The organism is Haematobacter genomosp. 1, from assembly GCF_002196855.1.
Taxonomy (GTDB): Bacteria; Pseudomonadota; Alphaproteobacteria; order Rhodobacterales; family Rhodobacteraceae; genus Haematobacter.
The window spans coordinates 165,252-182,783 of record NZ_NIPW01000028.1 but is presented as its reverse complement, the minus strand read 5'-3'; the positions used below and the strand labels follow the sequence as shown (position 1 = coordinate 182,783).

Annotated in this window: 13 protein-coding genes; all 13 read right to left on the bottom strand. The window is 64.9% G+C overall.

Features of this window, described 5'->3' with window-relative positions; genetic code table 11:
• Positions 1 to 65: 65 nt before the first annotated feature.
• Positions 66 to 500 (bottom strand): D-aminoacyl-tRNA deacylase, encoded by a 435-nt coding sequence (dtd, locus tag CDV49_RS15175; protein ID WP_088216247.1) that lies wholly within the window; start codon positions 498 to 500, stop codon positions 66 to 68.
• The gene (locus CDV49_RS15170) at positions 497 to 1,456 is read right to left on the bottom strand and encodes a phosphoribosylaminoimidazolesuccinocarboxamide synthase (protein WP_088216246.1); all 960 of its coding nucleotides are present in this window, start codon (positions 1,454 to 1,456) and stop codon (positions 497 to 499) included. The genes dtd and CDV49_RS15170 overlap by 4 nt, the downstream gene beginning before the upstream one ends.
• Before the next feature lie 72 nt (positions 1,457 to 1,528).
• The gene (locus CDV49_RS15165) at positions 1,529 to 2,704 is read right to left on the bottom strand and encodes a primosomal protein N' (replication factor Y) - superfamily II helicase (RefSeq protein WP_256947362.1); all 1,176 of its coding nucleotides are present in this window, start codon (positions 2,702 to 2,704) and stop codon (positions 1,529 to 1,531) included.
• A gap of 6 nt (positions 2,705 to 2,710) precedes the next feature.
• Complete coding sequence (locus tag CDV49_RS15160; RefSeq protein WP_088216245.1) at positions 2,711 to 3,838, bottom strand: SPFH domain-containing protein; 1,128 nt, start codon at positions 3,836 to 3,838, stop codon at positions 2,711 to 2,713.
• 101 nt (positions 3,839 to 3,939) lie between these two features.
• Complete coding sequence (locus tag CDV49_RS15155; RefSeq protein ID WP_256947361.1) at positions 3,940 to 4,560, bottom strand: DUF1269 domain-containing protein; 621 nt, start codon at positions 4,558 to 4,560, stop codon at positions 3,940 to 3,942.
• A 32-nt stretch (positions 4,561 to 4,592) separates the two neighbouring features.
• On the bottom strand, positions 4,593 to 5,453 hold the full coding sequence (locus CDV49_RS15150; protein ID WP_088216243.1) for a PRC-barrel domain-containing protein: 861 nt from the start codon (positions 5,451 to 5,453) through the stop codon (positions 4,593 to 4,595).
• Positions 5,454 to 5,666: 213 nt separating this feature from the next.
• The gene (locus CDV49_RS15145) at positions 5,667 to 9,824 is read right to left on the bottom strand and encodes a translocation/assembly module TamB domain-containing protein (protein ID WP_088216242.1); all 4,158 of its coding nucleotides are present in this window, start codon (positions 9,822 to 9,824) and stop codon (positions 5,667 to 5,669) included.
• Positions 9,824 to 11,695, bottom strand: coding sequence for an autotransporter assembly complex protein TamA (locus CDV49_RS15140; protein WP_088216241.1), 1,872 nt, complete (start codon positions 11,693 to 11,695; stop codon positions 9,824 to 9,826). Before CDV49_RS15140 ends, CDV49_RS15145 begins: the two co-directional genes overlap by 1 nt.
• An 85-nt stretch (positions 11,696 to 11,780) precedes the next feature.
• Complete coding sequence (gene urtE / locus CDV49_RS15135) at positions 11,781 to 12,485, bottom strand: urea ABC transporter ATP-binding subunit UrtE (protein ID WP_088216240.1); 705 nt, start codon at positions 12,483 to 12,485, stop codon at positions 11,781 to 11,783.
• Position 12,486: 1 nt separating this feature from the next.
• The gene (urtD, locus tag CDV49_RS15130) at positions 12,487 to 13,257 is read right to left on the bottom strand and encodes an urea ABC transporter ATP-binding protein UrtD (protein WP_088216239.1); all 771 of its coding nucleotides are present in this window, start codon (positions 13,255 to 13,257) and stop codon (positions 12,487 to 12,489) included.
• Positions 13,254 to 14,363 carry an urea ABC transporter permease subunit UrtC gene (gene urtC / locus CDV49_RS15125; RefSeq protein ID WP_088216238.1) on the bottom strand — a complete coding sequence of 370 codons (1,110 nt, stop codon included), beginning with the start codon at positions 14,361 to 14,363 and terminating at the stop codon, positions 13,254 to 13,256. Before urtC ends, urtD begins: the two co-directional genes overlap by 4 nt.
• A 2-nt stretch (positions 14,364 to 14,365) precedes the next feature.
• Complete coding sequence (gene urtB, locus CDV49_RS15120) at positions 14,366 to 15,952, bottom strand: urea ABC transporter permease subunit UrtB (RefSeq protein WP_088216237.1); 1,587 nt, start codon at positions 15,950 to 15,952, stop codon at positions 14,366 to 14,368.
• A gap of 57 nt (positions 15,953 to 16,009) precedes the next feature.
• On the bottom strand, positions 16,010 to 17,290 hold the full coding sequence (urtA, locus tag CDV49_RS15115) for an urea ABC transporter substrate-binding protein (RefSeq protein WP_088216236.1): 1,281 nt from the start codon (positions 17,288 to 17,290) through the stop codon (positions 16,010 to 16,012).
• Positions 17,291 to 17,532: the final 242 nt, after the last annotated feature.

The following is a 17,532-nucleotide window of genomic DNA, read 5'->3' as shown; positions in this document are numbered from 1 at the left end:
GATCTCCGCAGATTGCGGCCGCTTTCCACTCCCGCACCGACCCGGAGGCTTTTTTCGGCGCCCTGCTAAAGGTCGAGCCAGATCGTCACCGGCCCCTCGTTGACCAGAGCCACCCGCATCTCTGCGCCGAAGACGCCTGTCTCAACCCGGATACCTTCCGCACGGATGCGGTCGGCCACGTGCAGATAGAGCGGCTCCGCCTCCTCCGGCGGTGCTGCGGGGGTGAAGCCCGGACGGTTGCCGCGCGTATCCGCGCCGAGCGTGAACTGGCTCACCAACAGCACCGAGCCGCCTGTCTCGCGGAGAGACAGGTTCATCTTGCCCGCGTCATCCTCAAAGATGCGGAGCTTGACGATCTTCGCTGCCATCTGCTCCGCCTTCATCCGGTCATCCCCCCGCATCGCGCAGAGGAGGACGAGAAAACCGGGGCCGGTCCTCCCCACGACCTCTCCTGCGACGGTGACGGAGGCTTCGCTGACCCGCTGGACGACCGCTCTCATGCGCCGAAGTATTGGGGGAAGGCGCGGGCGAGGTTGTCGCGCACCCGGTCAACCGGCGTGGCACCGCTGGTGTCTGGCACGAAGGTTTCGCCCGTGATGCGCTCATAGGCCTCGATATAGACGCGGGAGGTCGCCTCGATCAGCTCCGCCGGAATCTCGGGGATCGGATCGGTGTAGGGATCGACGCGCTCCGCCACCCAGGCGCGCACGAAGTCTTTGTCGAAGGAGGGCGGGCGCTTGCCGGTGGCGAATGCCTCGTCATAGCCCTCCGCCAGCCAGTAGCGGGAGCTGTCAGGCGTGTGGATTTCGTCGGCCAGCACGATGTTCTCGTCCTCGTCCAGACCGAATTCGTATTTCGTATCGACGAGGATCAACCCGCGCTGCGCCGCGATCTCCTGTCCGCGGGCAAAGAGGCCGAGAGCATAGATCGACAGCGTTTCCCACTGCTCCTGCGTGAGCAGACCGCCTTCCGCGATCTCCTTCGGGGTGAGGGGTGCGTCATGCCCGCCGTCGAACTCCTTGGAGGTGGGCGTCAGGATCGGCTTGGGAAGTTTCTCGTTGTCGCGCAGCCCGTCAGGGAAGCGGTGGCCATACATCTCCCGCTCCCCCTTCCTGTAGAGGGTGAGGATAGAGGTTCCCGTGGTGCCCGCCAGATAGCCGCGCACGACCACTTCCACGGGCAGGATGGTGAGCCGCTTGCCGACCACCACGTTCGGATCGGGATAGGAGAGCACATGGTTCGGGCAGATGTCTGCCGTCCGCTCGAACCAGTAGCGCGCCGTCTGGGTCAGCACCTGGCCCTTCCACGGGATGCAGGCAAGGATCCGGTCAAAGGCCGACAGCCGGTCGGAGGAGATGATGATACGCCTCCCGTCCGGCAGGTCGTAATTGTCGCGGACCTTGCCGAAATAGGGATGGGGGAGTTCGGGGAAACGGGCTTCGGCCAGAATGCGCATGGGCTCTCCGGGGGGCTGGGGCGATGCGCCCTGTTGCGGCGAATGGGCAGGGCTTGTCAATGGCGCAGGCGGTCAGCGCAGCATGCCCTGCTGCTCCGCAAGCCACATGAACAGCAGGACAAGCAGAAGCGCCACGATCACCGCACCGGCGATCTTCCATGGCGAATAGGGACGCTGGCCCTGCACCTCGCCGGTCTGGCCGTTGACGACGAAGGTGAAGCTCCGCCCGCTGTATTTGTAGGCCGCAGTCCAGACGGGCAGCAGGATATGCTTGAACGTCTCGCCCTGCGCATCGGTTCTGACGGCCTGTATCTGCTGGGCATCACCGCCGATGTCGCGGCGGATGTCGCCCTCGATCACCGCATCCATCTTCTGCCGGGCCATCGCGTGGCCGTCCTCCAGATCGACCGTGTAGCCTTCGGAGAAGAAGCCGGCGAGATATTCCGGCGCATAAGGTTGGAGGGAGCCAAGGTTCCATGGCTCCAAATCCTCCGCCTCCCGCCGGGGCAGGCTGGTGGAGGCGACGACAAGCACATCGTCGAACTCCCGTGCGACCCGGCCCGCGACAGGCGTCCAGCGGATTTTCTGCACCGGCTGCTGTTGCTGCTGGGGGCGGCCATCCACCATCACGGTGACGGTCTGATACTCGACATAGACGGTGCCGCGCAGGCCGCGATACTGTGTCTCCGTTCGCGCGTCGAAGGTCCAGTAAGGCACGTATATCCCGGTGAGCCGCTTGTCCTTGCGCGCATATTGTCTAAGCCCGTTCGGCGCGAACCAGAGCGAGCCGAGCCAGCTCGTCATGAGGCTCAGCGCCCGTTCCTCCGTGATGGCGAAGGGCACGACCGCCTGCGCCCGGAACAACTGCTCCATCGCCGGTTCGCCGACCAGCGCGGTGGCACAGAAGGGGCATGTGGTGGCGCGGAGGTTCGCGTCCACCTCGATCTTGGCGCCGCAGTTGGGGCAGGCAAGTATCTGGATATCGTCCAGCGCATTGGGAAGCCGCCGTTCGATCGCCGCGCGGTAGTCGATCTCTGCCAGCGCGCGGCGCCGTTCGGCGGCGGTGGCGCCGGGAATATCCTGCACATGCCCGCAATAAGGGCAGACGAGAGAGGTCTGCCCCGGCTGGAACACCAGATCGGCCCCGCAGGAGGAGCAGGGGAAATGGAGCCCCTCGGGACGCGTGGTCACCCCCTTTTCCGCCCCCGCGCCGCCCTGACGGGAGACGCGCGGGATATCGCTTGCCATTCGCGATCAGGCCCCGCCCGTGGGTGGCAGGGGGGGAGGCGGCGGAGGCGCGACCGTGAAAAGCTGCGCAAGTTCAGGGATTTCTCCAGCAGGCTTCCAACCATCCTGCCCCGCTGTCCAGACCAGCGTCTGCCGCGTCAGGCTGCCGTCCGTCGCCTGTCGCCCGAGAGAGGCACGGGAAAACGGTCCCTTCGCCTCTCCGTCGATGGCGAGGTGCCAGACCTTGTCCACGGGCGGCGGGGGAGGGGGGGCTGCTGCTTCCGCAGGCGCCATGCCCCATGGCCCGCTCCGCGCCATGTTCATGCCCATCGCCATGCCGAGACCCGCGCCGATCCCGTCACCCATCCCGCTTCCCGGTGTGCCCGCGGCGCGCGTCATGGCCTCGGCCGCGGAAATCTGCGTATAGGCGGCCAGATCGCCCTTCAGGATGCCCATGGAGGTCCGTTTGTCGAGCACGGCCTCCACCTCATCGGGGAGGGAGATGTTCTCCACGTAAAGCTCTGGCAGTGTCAGGCCGTAGTTGGCGATGGTGGGGGCGATGGCCTCCGCCACGATACGGCCGAGATCAGCGGCGTTCGCCGCCATGTCCAGCACCGGGATCCGCGACGATGCCACGGCGCGGGAGAATTCCTGCACGATGACATTGCGGATCTGGAAGGTGATTTCATCGGACGTGAACTGACCGTCGGTGCCCACGATCTCCCGGATGAATTTCGCAGGATCGGTGACGCGGACGGAATAGGTGCCGAAGGCCCGGATCCGCACCACGCCGAATTCCGGGTCGCGGCAGATGATCGGGTTCTTCGTCCCCCATTTCAGATCGTTGAACCGGGTGGTGTTGACGAAATAGACTTCCGACAGGAACGGCGACTGGAAGCCGTGGTCCCAGTGCTGAAGCGTGGTGAGGATCGGCAGGTTGTTGGTTTCCAGCATGTAGAGGCCAGGACCGAAGACATCGGCGATCTGCCCCTCATGCACGAAAACCGCGGCCTGACCTTCCCTCACCGTAAGCTTCGCGCCGTATTTTATAGCGTGGCCATAACGCTCGAAGCGCCAGACCATGGTATCGCGGGTATCATCCGTCCATGCGATGACGTCGATGAACTCGCCCTTTAGCAAGTTGAAAAGTGCCATGGGATGAGCGTCCCCCAAAACGTTTTCTGTAACCGTCCGTCGGGCGATACCCGGCCAGACCAACTATAACCTTTCGGGGCCACCCCGTGCGAGATATTTGCTCAGCTCGTAACCGCCGGCGGCTGCGCCTGCGATTTTTCAAAGAAATCCTTCAGTTTCTGCTCGGATTCATTGGAAAGCGAGGTGCGGATGATCTTGCCCTTCGCCCGGAACGGCTCAAGCGAGGTCATCACCTTGTCCGCGGTGGCGGAGCGGATCAGCGCAAAGACCGCGGCGGTGCCGGGGGTCAGCGTCTCGCCGATCTGTTTCATGACCTTGTCGTCGATGCCGATGTCCGTGAATGCACCGGAAAGCGCACCGGCACCGGCACCCACTGCTACCCCCAGGATCGGGTTGAGAAACAGAACCCCTACCAGAAGACCCCAGAGCGACCCCGTCGCCGCGCCGGCGGCAGTCATGTTGACGGCTTGATGCAGTTTGACCTTGCCGTTCTCGTCATGGGTGACCACAACAATGTCATCCATCTCCAGAAGGTAGTCCTTCTGCAATTTGGCCAGCTCAGCCCGCAGTTCAAAGGCTGTCGCCTCGTCATTGAAGGCGACCACGATCAGATCGGACATTCGCTTCTCCTGCATCCATGAATGTGCACGAGAGAGGATGGCGCAAGCGGCGGTCTGGGCAAGCGCCGGATGGAAGCGCTTACCAAAAAGGCCCGCGATCATCGCGGGCCTTTCCGTTTTGCTGATGGAAGCGCTCAGCTTTCGTGGCGCGGAAGCGCCTCAAGCTGCTCCTTGGTCATGGAAACATAAACCCGGTAGGTGTTCCCATCGACCTGCTTGTGAACGTCCATCTCGTTGAAAGGCAGGGCCACGGGTTTTGCGCCGATCCCGAGGAAGCCGCCGACATCGACGATCACCTGATCGACGCGACCATCCGGGGTCATCACGAAATCGGATACGGAGCCGACATCGGTGTTGTTCGCGTCATAAACTTTCACGCCCTTGAGCTGTTCTGCAGTAAGGCCCGCGGTTTTCACACGCTCATAACCTTCGTTCGGCGTCATCCAACCGGTGCGCGCCCCGGCGGCCGCTCCCGTCGCTGCCATACCCGTCGCCGCAGCGCCCGTGGCATTTGTTGCGGCATCCATGTTTCTCATCCGCTCGGGACGTTGATATTCCGGGGCATTCTCTAGAACGTCACGCGTTGCGGTGAACACCAGGAAGTAATCGCTCGGGTTCTCGCCGTCGGGAATGATACGGATGGAGTCCATGTTCACAGCGACGGTGCGGGCGCCGATCCCGAGGAAGCCACCGACATCGACCAGAACGGCCTCAATCTGACCCTCGCGAGACAACACAAGGTCATTGATGTTGCCGACATGATGCCAGTCACGCGAAAGTTCGGCCGAATTGGCGCTTACTTCCACTTCCACATCGCTGGTGTAGAGCCGCTTGCCGATAAGATCGTCGGCATAGAGCGCCTCGGGCATCGCGGTTCCAAGGAACACGGCTTCCGCCTCGACAACCACCGGTGTGCCTCCGGCAGGCGCGGTCTGCGCGAGCGCCGGCATGGAGGTCATCGCAACGATGGCAGTGGTCACAAGGAATTTTTTCATCGAACGGTCCTTTCGTTGGGCCTGTCCTGTGCGCAGGACTTACAATTGCCTAACGTCTGCGCAACCGTGGGCGTTCCATGGAAAAATAAACAAAATCAATGCGTTTTTGTGGAACGTTTCCGGGTTGCATGCGTTCGCGAGTCAAGCGGAGGGTGAATGAAGCGGGATGTTGCCCGCTTCACATCTGCAAGGGTCGGTAGTCGCGCGCCGGGGTCAGTAGTCGCGTTCGAAATAGATGCCGATGCCGGTGTTGCCGTCTTCCCCCACGCTGCCCCGAACCGTGAACGACCGGCTGAGGTCGAGGTTGAGGTTGATCTGCGTCTGATTACCCGACCCCACGACGACTTCGGTATAGATGTTGTCCGATAGGTAACGACCCGCTTTCACGCCTGTATTGCCTTCCTCATCGGTCACGACATCGAAGTCATCCAGACCCACGCTCTTGCGGAAGCGCCCCACAAGGCCATCTCCCCCGCTCCCTGCAAGGGTGGCGACGGCAGAGGCCAGTTGCGCGGCCTGCAGCGGCGAGATGGTGGAGAGGTCGCGCCCGAAGATGATCTGCGCCAGCACCTCCTCCTCCGGGAGGGACGGATTGGACGTGATGTTAATGTCGGGATCGTTGACCGGACCGGTGACGTTGATGATCGCGGTCAGGCCCCGGTTGGTATTGGTCGGTGCCGTGAGGTTGATGAAGGCATCGAAGTTCCCTTGCAGGAAGAAGCTGCCGCTCGTCAGGTCAAACCGGCGGTCCAGAAAGTCCAGCCGTCCCCGGATCAGCTCGAACTGCCCGGAGGGAACGATGTTCGCGGTCGTGCCGCCGACATGGATGGCGCCGCCAAGTTCCGCATCCAGCCCACGCCCGCGGATGAAGATGCGGCTGGGCGCGTTTATCGTCACATCGAGTGTGAAAATACCGCTCCCCCCCCCGGAGGAACCCGATTGGGTCTGGATGAGGTCAGCCCGCACCCGCGTGGCGCGCACTGCGGAGGGCTCCGCGATATGACGGATCGTGGGGATGGTGAACGTACCGCCGAAGCTGGAGGGCACACGCACATCCGTCTGCCCGAGGTTCATCGTGCCCGCGATCCTTGCCCCTCCCGTCAGCGGGCCGGTAATCGCGACCGATCCTGTGAGAGAGGTTGTGTAGAGCTGCGGATCCTGCAGCCGTGCCTCCCGCGCGCTGACCTGAAGATTGGCAGTAAAGGGCGCAGTCATGGCGATCGTTCCTGCGGCGCTCAGCGTACCGCCGCCCTCGACGCTGGTGGTCGCGTCTATCCGGGCGGTGCCGGAGGCAAGCGTCGCCCGCGCGGTGCCGCCGCTCAGCGCGATGTTCAGTGCCGGATCGACGATGCGCAGATTGCTGGCCGTCACCGTGCCGCCGAGAGCGTTGAGCCCGAGAGGGCCGTTCATCGTCAGGTCGAACCGCACCAGTCCCTGAGCGGAACGCGCGCCGAGGAACGGGTTAATCAACCCGAGCTGGGAGGAGCCGGTGAGCGCAAGATCGGAGCGGGAGAAGTCCCGCGCCATGGTTCCGGTCAGCCGGGTGTCGATCTGACCCGGACCCTGTGCCGCGAGGTTGAGGCGGAGCTGGTTCTCCGCATCGACGACAGTCCCCCGCAGGGTGACCGGCCCCGGGAAGCCGGGCACGAGGATGGCAAGGTTGTTCAGCCGCGCATCAACGGTCACGTTGCGCGCCTCGCCCTGAACCTCGCCGTTCACATTCGCGGAAAGCTGCGGGTTCTGGAAGGCGAAGCGGTCGATCTGCAGAAAGCCGTCAGGCCCACGCAGAACATTGAGGGCGAGCGTGCCGTCGCCCCTCAGAAGCGCGTTCACCTCCGGCTGGCCGCCGAGGGCGAGACCGGAGGCCCGGCTGTCGGCGGTGATGCGGATACCGCCCGGCTCGCTGAGAGCGCGGGCATCGGCCGTAAGCGCGCCGCGGAACCCACTGCCGAGCACACCCAGATCGGAGAAGCTGAACGCGGCCTGCAAGTCGGTGTCGTCGGGATCGTAGCGGCCACTCGCCGTGAGCTTGAGCGTCGTCGCATTCACCGCGAGCCGGTCGATGGTAATCCGCTCGCCATTCTGCACAGCGGCTAGGTCGATGCGGCTCTGCCCCCGAAGCAGGCCATCTGCCTGCTGCTGACCCACCCGCAGGTCCTGGCCGGAGACGTTCGTCTCAAGCCGGAGACCTTCCGGCGTATCATGAACCCGTGCCGTCGCCGTGCCCGCGCCGCCATATCCCTGGCCCAGAACGGAAAGGTCAGTGAATGCCCCGTCAAGCGACACATCGGTATTCCCGGGCGCATAACGCCCTGTCGCGGTGAGGTTCAGCGTCGTTGCATCGACAGTGGCCGTGTCGATGGTCAGCACATCGTCGTTATGCACACCGGCGAACCGGATGCGGCTTTGCCCGCGCAGCAGCCCGTCTGCCTGCGGCTGACCGACGCGGAGATCGTTGCCCGTCGCATCAAGCGTGAGCCGTAGCCCTTCGGCTACCTGCCAGGCGCGCCCGTCAACATCCACCGACCCGGAGAAGCCGGGCCCGAGCACGCGCGCATCGGCAAACCGCCCGCTGAGCTTCACATCCGTTGCATTGCTGGTGATGTTGCCGGAGGCCCGCAGGCTGAGAGACTGGGCGGTAAGCTGCGCATCGCGGATTTCCGTCCCGGTTTCATCCCGCTTGGCGGAAAGCGTGATGCGGGATTGCCCCGCGAGGAGCCGGTCGAGCTGCTCCTGCGCGGCCTTCAGGTCCGTTCCCGTCACGTCCGCCACGACATCGAACATGCCCGACAGCGGCTCGAAAGCGCCGCTGGCCTGCGTCTCCGCCCGGCCGGAAAGCGGACGGCCCGCCAGATCGGAGAAGCGGGAGATGTCATCGAGGCTCGCCGTCACCTTGCCGGATACCCGGAGCGCTGCGTTCAGCCCATTGAAGACCAGATCGGCAACGGCGGAATAATCCTCCCCCCGCACGTTCAGGACGGGCATCGTCACCACCCCATCGCCGGACTGCCAGACGAACACGGTCGTTCCCTCCACCCGCTGCCCCACGGCACGGGCGAGGGCGGGGTCGTCAAGGGAGATGCCATCCCCGCTGAACCGCAGGTTGGCGTCGAGCCGCGGCGCGTCCTGCGCCGTTTCCCGCATGACACCGCCGCCGCCTTCGAGCCGGAGGGTGGAGATCGTCATGTCCGGCCGCTTGAAGTCCCGGGCAGTCATATTGATCGTCCAGGTCTCGCTCACCGTATCGTCGTACGCGATGGCCAGATCGGCGCCGGAGAGCTCCGTCGGCGTGGCGATCGGCAGGACCACCGGCCCTTGCGCGCCGGCGGAAGGGTGTATGGAGCCTTTCACATCGACAAAGCTCGGCAATCCATCGGCCGCGATGCGGAGTTCGCCGTTCAGATCGATGGCCTCCGCCCGCAGAGTGAATTCCGGCACCGCCATGGAGCTGTCGGGCTGGCGCGTGGCATCCGCCGTGAGGGTCAGTTCCGGCCCGAAGAACGCGCGGAACTGCTCGGGCAGCAAGGCCCGGATGTCACCGTTGAGGTCGAAGGTAAAATGCCGTGCAGCGCCGGCGGGCTGCCCCGGGGATGCCTCCACCGCGCGCGCGGTGACCTGCCCTGTCAGACGGTCCTGATTGGCGGTGGCAAGGCGGATATCGGCGGCGAAATCGTCGATCGGGGCATCGCCCTTGACAGACAGGGTGAGCGCGGGCGCGCCCGGCAGCCCTGCCAGAGTGGTGACGATGCCGCCCGGGCCCTCGTCAAGCTCCACATCCACGCTCAGGTGGCGGGTGGTGTTGGCATAGCTCCCCGCGATGTTGAACACGCCGCGCTGACCGTCCGTCCGTTCCAGCCGGAGCTGAAGCGCGCCTTCTCCTCCCGAGAGATTGGCCGAACCCGTCGCGCGGGAGACGTTGGCGATGCCGAACACCGGCTCACCGATGTCCAGCCGCTCGATGCGCAGGCTGTCGATGTTTATGGAAACCGGCAGTTCGGGGAGGGAGAACGGCTCCGCCTCCGGCGAGGGCGGCGCGGCTTCCGTCTGCGGCAGCCGGGACAGCACCACTTCGGCGGCGGAGAATTCCTGCACCTGAACGCGGCCTGTCAGCAGGGCGAGGCGGCTCCAGTTCAGCACCACGTCGCGGGCGGAGAACCACTGGCCCTGATCGTCGGAAATCGCCAGCTCCTCGATCCGCGCGGTGGAGGAAAGCGCGCCGGAGAAGCCGCGGATCGTGACCTGCCGCCCCGCACCGGACAGGCTGCTCTGCAACAGACTCTCCAGATAGGAAGCACCGTCTTCGTCCTGCGCGCGGACGGGGGCTGGCAGCCAGAAGGTCAGGAGGGCGATGAAAAGGATGAGAAACCGCATCAGAAGGCCTGCCCGATACCGACATAAAGTTGCACACCGTTGCCCGTATCCCCGCCGAGCGGGGCCCCGACGTCGAAACGGATAGGACCGATGCCCGTGTTGTAGCGTAGGCCGAGCCCGATACCGCCCTGCCAATCGCCGCTGTCGTCAAAGAACTTGTCGGCAGAGACATAGCCCGCGTCGTAGAAGGCGACGATGCCGATGCTCTCGGTCACGCGCGTGCGTACCTCACCCGAGAGGCCGAGGAAATTCCGTCCGCCAATGGTTGCGTCCCGCGAGAGATAATCCGGGTTCGGCACGCCGAGCGACTGGAAGGGTTGGCCCCGGACCGTGCCCGCCCCGCCCGAGTAGAACAGGTATTCCCGCGGCGTTTCGGTAATGTCGGCGCCCAGAACGGAGCCTACCTGCACCCGGCCCGCCAGAACCACGCGCCTGCTTTCGCCGGGGCTCCAGAACGCGCGGCCATCGAGCCGGATCCGGCCACCGGAACCCGCGTTGTCGTTGATCCCGTAAAAGGGCCGCACCTCGCCCTCCAGAAAATAGCCGTTGGTGGCGTTCAGCTTGTCATCGCGCCGGTCATAGGTCGCGCCCGTCGGAAGCGACAGGATCTGCAGGTTCGTCGTCTCGCCGAATTCGCGAATACGATAGAAGCCGTATTCCAGCGCGATCCGCCCCGTCAGGTATTCGTTGAAATAGTGCTCCACCCCCGCGGTGATGGTGAAGCTGTCGCTGGTGTAATCCTGCTCGTCCGTGCGCTTGAGCTGCGTGCCGAGCTTCAGCGTCGTATCCGGGTCAAAGGTCGCGGGACGGGAGAAGAGAGCGCCGATGCTGTATTCCTGATCGTCGCCGCTTCCCAGACCCTGCCCCTGAAGATCGAACCGAAGGTTCTCCGCCCCTCCGAACAGGTTGCGGTGCATCCAGTAGCCGTTCAGGTTCACCCCGTCGGAGGAGGATACCTCGGCACCGAAGCCGAAGCGACGGGGCAGCGATTCAACAACCGTCGCGGTGATGTCCATGGTATTTCCCGGCCCGAGGCGGTCGGCCTCCTGCATCGCTACGGAGGAAAAGGCCCCGGCGCGACGCAGCCGGCGGGCGCTTTCGTCCAGATCGTCCGGACTGAACACCTCCCCCTCCGGAAGACCGGCAATGGCATGGACGCGCTCCGTCCGCACATTCTCGTTTCCGGCGACGATCAGCTTGCCAAAGCTCACGCGCGGCCCCGGCACCATGCCGATAGCGACGTTCAGAAGGTTCTGCCGGTGATCGGCCACGATATCTTGCTTGCCGGTGGCGACCTTGGCATAGCCCGCATCACGCCATCCGGTCGTTGCCGCATCCACGCCTTGCTGGACCAGCGTGGAGCGTGCGCGCTCCCGCGGGCGCAGATCCGCGGGCAGGGTGGTGGAGGGGGTCAGCGGCGCGATGGAGACCTGACCGAACTGAAAGGTGGGGCCGGTATCGACGTTCACATCTATGCGACGGATGGCACGGGGCGCCTGCAACGTGGGGATATTGGCGGCCTCTCGCCCGTCCACGAGAATGTTGATGACCGGCGCGTAATATCCGCGCGAGTAGAGCGCGCCGATGAGCCGCGCGTAATCGGCCCTGGCAGAGGCGATGAGTTCCTGCGGATCTCCCTGCCGGTTTTCCGCCGCAGCGGACAGCAGCGAAGCCCCCCGCAGAAGCGTCTCGAGATCATCGTCGCGACCACCGCGGATATTGAAGTGTATGCCGTCGCGCGACTGCTGGCGCTGTTCAGCGGGCTGGCTCTGCTGGGCGAGAAGCACGGCAGGCACGACGGAAACACCACATAGGACCGCCGTTGCACACAGCAGGGCGGCATGCCACTTCCCGTCGGTCCTGTCTGTCATCACTGCCCTGCCTTTGGTTTGTGTTTTTGACACAACCTAGCATGCAGCATTCCGTTCCCATTTCCAGCCGTCCGGGCACATTGCCTCAGACGGTGAGCCACCTGCGCAACTCCGGCTCCCGCGCGCCGCTCATCTCCACCTGTATCCCGTCCATCACCACCTCGCCCCTGTCCATGACGTAGAAGCGGTCGGCCAGTTCGCGGGCAAAGTCGAAGAACTGCTCCACCAGCAGGATGGCCATGCCGGCTTCATCGCGCAGATAGCGGATGGCGCGGCCGATGTCCTTGATGATGGAGGGCTGGATGCCTTCCGTCGGCTCGTCCAGCACCAGAAGCTTCGGCCGCATCACCATTGCCCGGCCGATGGCAAGCTGCTGCTGCTGTCCGCCCGACAGGTCGCCGCCGCGGCGCGCCATCATCTCCCCGAGGACCGGGAACAGGGCGAAGACGTCGTCGGGTATGGCCTTCCGGCCCCGGGGCAGGGCGGCAAAGCCGGTCTCCAGATTTTCGCGCACGGTGAGCAACGGGAATATCTCCCGTCCCTGCGGAACATAAGCGATGCCGCGCTGGGCGCGCTCCACAGGGGAGAGGCGGGCGATCTCCGCCCCCTGCCATCGGATCGCGCCTGCGGTGATGCCATGCCGCCCGACGATGGCCCGCAGCAGGGAGGTCTTGCCGACGCCGTTCCGCCCGAGCACCGTCGTCACCTCCCCCTCCCGCGCGGCGACGGTGACGGATTTCAGCGCCTGCGCCGCGCCATAGGACAGGTTGATATGGTCGACTTCCAGCATCTCAGCGTCCCAGATAGACTTCGATGACTTCGGGCATGGCGCTCACCGTTTCCAGACTGCCCTCCGCCAGAACGCTGCCTTGATGGAGAACCGTCACCTTGCAGTCGAGCGCGCGCACGAAGTCCATGTCATGCTCGACCACGATCACCGCACGTTCCCCGGCGATGGCGCGCAGCAGTTCAGCCGTTCGCATCGTTTCGGCATCGGTCATGCCCGCGGCGGGTTCGTCCACCAGCAGGAGTTGCGGATCCTGCGCGAGCAGCATGCCGATCTCCAGCCATTGCTTCTGCCCGTGCGACAGGTCGGCGGCGGGGCGGTGGCGGGCATCGCCAAGGCGCACGATCTCCAGCAGCTCCGCCACCCGCCGGGTCTCGGCGGCGGTGGTCTTGTGGAAGAGGCTCGCCAGAACCCCCCGGTCTCCCTTGATGGAGAGGCGGAGGTTGTCCTCCACCGTATGGCTTTCGAACACGGTGGGCTTCTGGAACTTTCGCCCGATCCCCAGCTGCGCGCAGTCGGCCTCGTCCAGTTTTGTGAGGTCGAGCTGTTGCTCCCAGAGCACCTTGCCCTCATCGGGGCGGGTCTTGCCGGTGATGATGTCCATTATCGTGGTCTTGCCCGCACCGTTCGGGCCGATCACGGCGCGCAGCTCCCCCTTGTCCACCACGAGCGAGAGGTTGTTGATCGCCTTGAAACCGTCGAAGGTCTTGGAGACGCTGTCGAGCTGCAGCTGCTGAAGGGTGGCGCTGCCGGGAATAGTAGTGTGCGCGGTCATGCCTCTACCTCCACCGGGTCGCTGGAGCGCTGACGCCGGAAGCGTTTCCCGGTGCCTTCGATCGCGCCCAGCACACCGTTCGGCAGGCCGATGGTGACAAGAATGAACATCGCGCCGAGGAAGAAGAGCCACGCATCCGGGAACCAGCTTGTCAGCAGGGTCTGCGCCAGCGAGACGATGATCGCGCCGAGCGCAGCCCCCACCAGCGTGCCCCGACCGCCGAGCGCCACCCAGATCACGATGAGGATGGAGTTCGCGGCGGAGAATTCCGAAGGGTTGATGATGCCGACCTGCGGCGTGTAGAGCGCGCCCGCCACCCCCGCCATCATGGCCGAAACGGTGAAGATGAAGAGCTTGTAATGCTCCACCCGGTAGCCGATGAACCGCGTCCTGCTTTCGGCATCCCGCACGCAGACCAGCACCTGGCCGAGACGCGACCGGGTGATCCAGCGCCCCAGCAGCAGCCCGCCGGCGAGCGCGAGGCCCGAGATCACCATGAGCGCCGCCCGCGTGCTGTCGGCCTGAATCGGGAAGCCGAGGATGTCCTTGAAATCGGTCAGCCCGTTGTTGCCGCCGAAGCCCATCTCGTTGCGGAAGAAGGCGAGCATCAGCGCATAGGTCATCGCCTGCGTGATGATCGACAGATAGACCCCCGTCACCCGGCTGCGGAAGGCGAACCAGCCGAAGACGAAGGCGAGCAATCCCGGGACGAACAGCACCATCAGCATGGCGAAGGGGAAGTGGTTGAAGCCCTGCCAGTACCACGGCAGGTCCTGCCAGTTCAGGAACACCATGAAATCGGGCAGTGTCGGATTGGCATAGACGCCGCGATCCCCGATCTGGCGCATCAGATACATACCCATCGCGTAGCCGCCGAGCGCGAAGAACGCCCCATGCCCGAGCGACAGGATCCCGCAGTAGCCCCAGACGAGATCCAGCGCCACGGCGAGCAGCGCGTAGCAGAAGTATTTGCCGATCAGCGCCACGATGTAGGAAGGAATGGGCCGCTGCTCCATCATCAGATTGCCCACCGGCACCGCGACGATGATGATGAACAGCACGATGAGCGCGACGACAAGACGGCGGTTGAAAAAGGTGCCCTGCATTCTCAGCCCTCCACGAACCGGCCCTTGACGGCGAACAGGCCGCGCGGACGCTTCTGGATGAACAGGATGATGAAGACGAGGATCAGGATCTTCGCCAACACGGCCCCCGCGAACGGTTCCAGGAACTTGTTGATGATGCCGAGCGAAAAGGCTGCCGCGAAGGTGCCCCAGACGTTGCCCGCACCGCCAAAGACGACGACCATGAAACTGTCCACGATATAGCCCTGCCCGAGATTGGGGCTGACGTTGTCGATCTGCGACAGGGCGACGCCCGCCAGCCCCGCGATGCCGGCACCGAGGCCGAAGGTCAGCGCGTCCACCCGCCCGGTACGGATGCCCATGTTCGCGGCCATCGGACGGTTCTGCGTGACGGCGCGCATCTGGAGACCGATGGCCGTGCGCTTGAGCACCACCAGAAGGGTTGCAAAGACCACGAGAGCAAAGACGATGATCCACAGCCGGTTCCAGGTGATGGTCATCTGACCGATCTGGAACGCGCCCGACATCCAGGAGGGGTTGCCCACCTCCCGGTTGTTCGGGCCGAAGAACGACCGCACGGCCTGTTGCAGGATCAGGCTGACACCCCAGGTGGCCAGCAGCGTCTCCAGCGGGCGACCGTAGAGGTGGCGCACGATCCCCCGCTCGATCAACACGCCGACCCCGCCCGCCACGGCAAAGGCCAGCGGCAGGGCGATCAGCAGCGACCAGTCGAACAGCCAGGGCGCATGGGCGCGGATCATGTCCTGCACCACAAATGTCGTATAGGCGCCGAGCATCACCAGCTCCCCATGCGCCATGTTGATGACGCCCATCACCCCGAAGGTGATGGCCAGCCCCACCGCTGCCAGCAGCAGCACGGAGCCGAGGGACAGGCCGAACCACACGTTCTGCACGGTGTTCCAGAAGGCGCGCGACCTTTCGATCTCGGTAATCGCGTTTCCGGCGGCGGCGGCGATGGCAGGTTCGGGGGAGGCGAGCAGGGGGGTCAGCAGCGAGAGCGCGGACTGGTCGCGGAGATCGCCGATGAGGGCCACCGCCTTCTCCTTCTCGACCACCGGCCTGTCGGAGGTCAGCACCGCCGCCGCATGGGCGAGGGCTAGCCGCGCGCCGATCGCCGCGTCGGTCTCCGCTGCCATCGCGGCCTCGAGTGCGGAAAGCTGCTCCGGGTCCGGGGCGCGGAAGGCAGCCTCTGCAGCGGAAAGGCGTTTGGCCGGGTCGGGATCGCGCAGCGTCAGCACGCCGAGCGCCGCGCGGATGTCGCGCCGCAGGGAGTTGTTGACCTTCACCTTCTCCGCATTGCGGCCGGGGTCCGGGATTGTCTCACCCGTCAGCGCCACGCGGGTCTCACGGCCTTTCACGATCACCACGGTGCCATCGGATTTCAGCGCGGCCAGATCGCCGTCCACGAGAGCGTTCAGGACATCGACAGCGCGCGGATCGCCGGTGGCGGCAAGCGCGGTCACCACGCGGGCGCGGTCGCTGAAACCGCCGGCGGGCAACTGGGTCACCAGCTCATCCACGCTCTGCGCGGCGGCCATTCCTGCAAGGGTGATGCCGAGGGCGGCAAGAAGAAGGCGGAAGAAGGTCATGCACCTGTCCCGGAAATACATGCGGCGCGCGGAAAGGCGCGCGCCGCGAAGGGCGGATCAGTTGGAGCCGCCGCAGGTCTTGGTCTGGGTGTTGAAGTTCCCGCAGGAGAGCGGCGCCCGCCAGTCGGAGATCAGCGGCTTCGACTCCGGCAGGAAGTCCGACCATTCGTCGCCCAGCACGAGGCCCGAGGTTTCCCATACCACGTCGAACTGGCCGTCCGCCTGAATCTCGCCGACAAGCACCGGCTTGGTGATGTGGTGGTTCGGCCCCATGGAGGCATAGCCGCCCGTCAGGTTCGGCACGGCAACGCCGATGATGGAATCGATCACCGCATCCGGCGTGGTGGTGCCCGCGGCCTCCACGGCCTTCACCCACATGTTGAAGCCGATGTAATGGGCTTCCATCGGGTCGTTCGTGACCCGCTTGTCATCCTTGATGAACTTGTGCCAGCCCTCGATGAAGGCGGCATTCTCTGGCGTATCGACCGACATGAAGTAGTTCCAGGCGGCCAGGTGGCCGACCAGCGGCGCGGTGTCGAGACCCGCCAGTTCCTCCTCGCCCACGGAGAAGGCGACGACGGGGATGTCTTCCGCCTTGATGCCCTGGTTGCCGAGTTCCTTGTAGAACGGCACGTTGGCATCGCCGTTGATGGTGGAGACGACCGCGGTCTTCTTGCCGGTGGAGCCGAACTTCTTGATGTCGGAGACGATGGTCTGCCAGTCGGAATGGCCGAAGGGCGTGTAGTTGATCATGATGTCCTCGGCGGCGACACCCTTGTCCTTCAGGTATTGCTCGAGGATCTTGTTGGTCGTGCGGGGATAGACGTAGTCGGTGCCGGCCAGCACCCAGCGCTCCACGCCCTCGTTCTCCATGAGGTAATCGACGGCTGGGATCGCCTGCTGGTTCGGTGCCGCACCGGTGTAGAACACGTTCCGCTGGCTTTCCTCGCCCTCATACTGGACGGGGTAGAAAAGCAGGCCGTTCAGTTCCTCGAACACCGGCAGAACGGATTTGCGGCAGACGGAGGTCCAGCAGCCGAACACGGCGGCGACCTTGTCCGTCTCCAGCAGCTGCCGCGCCTTCTCCGCCGCAAGCGGCCAGTTGGAGGCGATGTCCACGACCACCGGCTCCAGCTTCTTGCCCAGCAAGCCGCCTTTCTCGTTCTGCTCCTCGATCAGCATGAGCATGACGTCTTTCAGCGTCGTCTCCGAGATCGCCATCGTGCCGGAAAGCGAATGCAGGATGCCGACCTTGATCGTATCTTCCTGGGCGCGAGCAGGCGCACCGAAGGCGGCGGCCAGCACTGCTGCCGCCAGAAGGGATTGTCCCAATTTCATTCTGTCCAATACTCCCGGTGGATGGCGGCAGTCCGCCCGACGCGCCGCAAGCGACCGCCGTTCGTCTCCCCCCGTTGTTGTCCCGCGGTCTGCCGCGGCGGGCGCGGCGCTCCCCGTACCCGCGTTCCGGCGGGATGACGGAGGCTTGCCACGCTGCCGACAGCGGGCAAAGGATTCTGGGCAGGACCAACGATGGCCCCGGCCGGGATGCCCAATTATTGAGCGCCCCCGGGCGGGTAAAG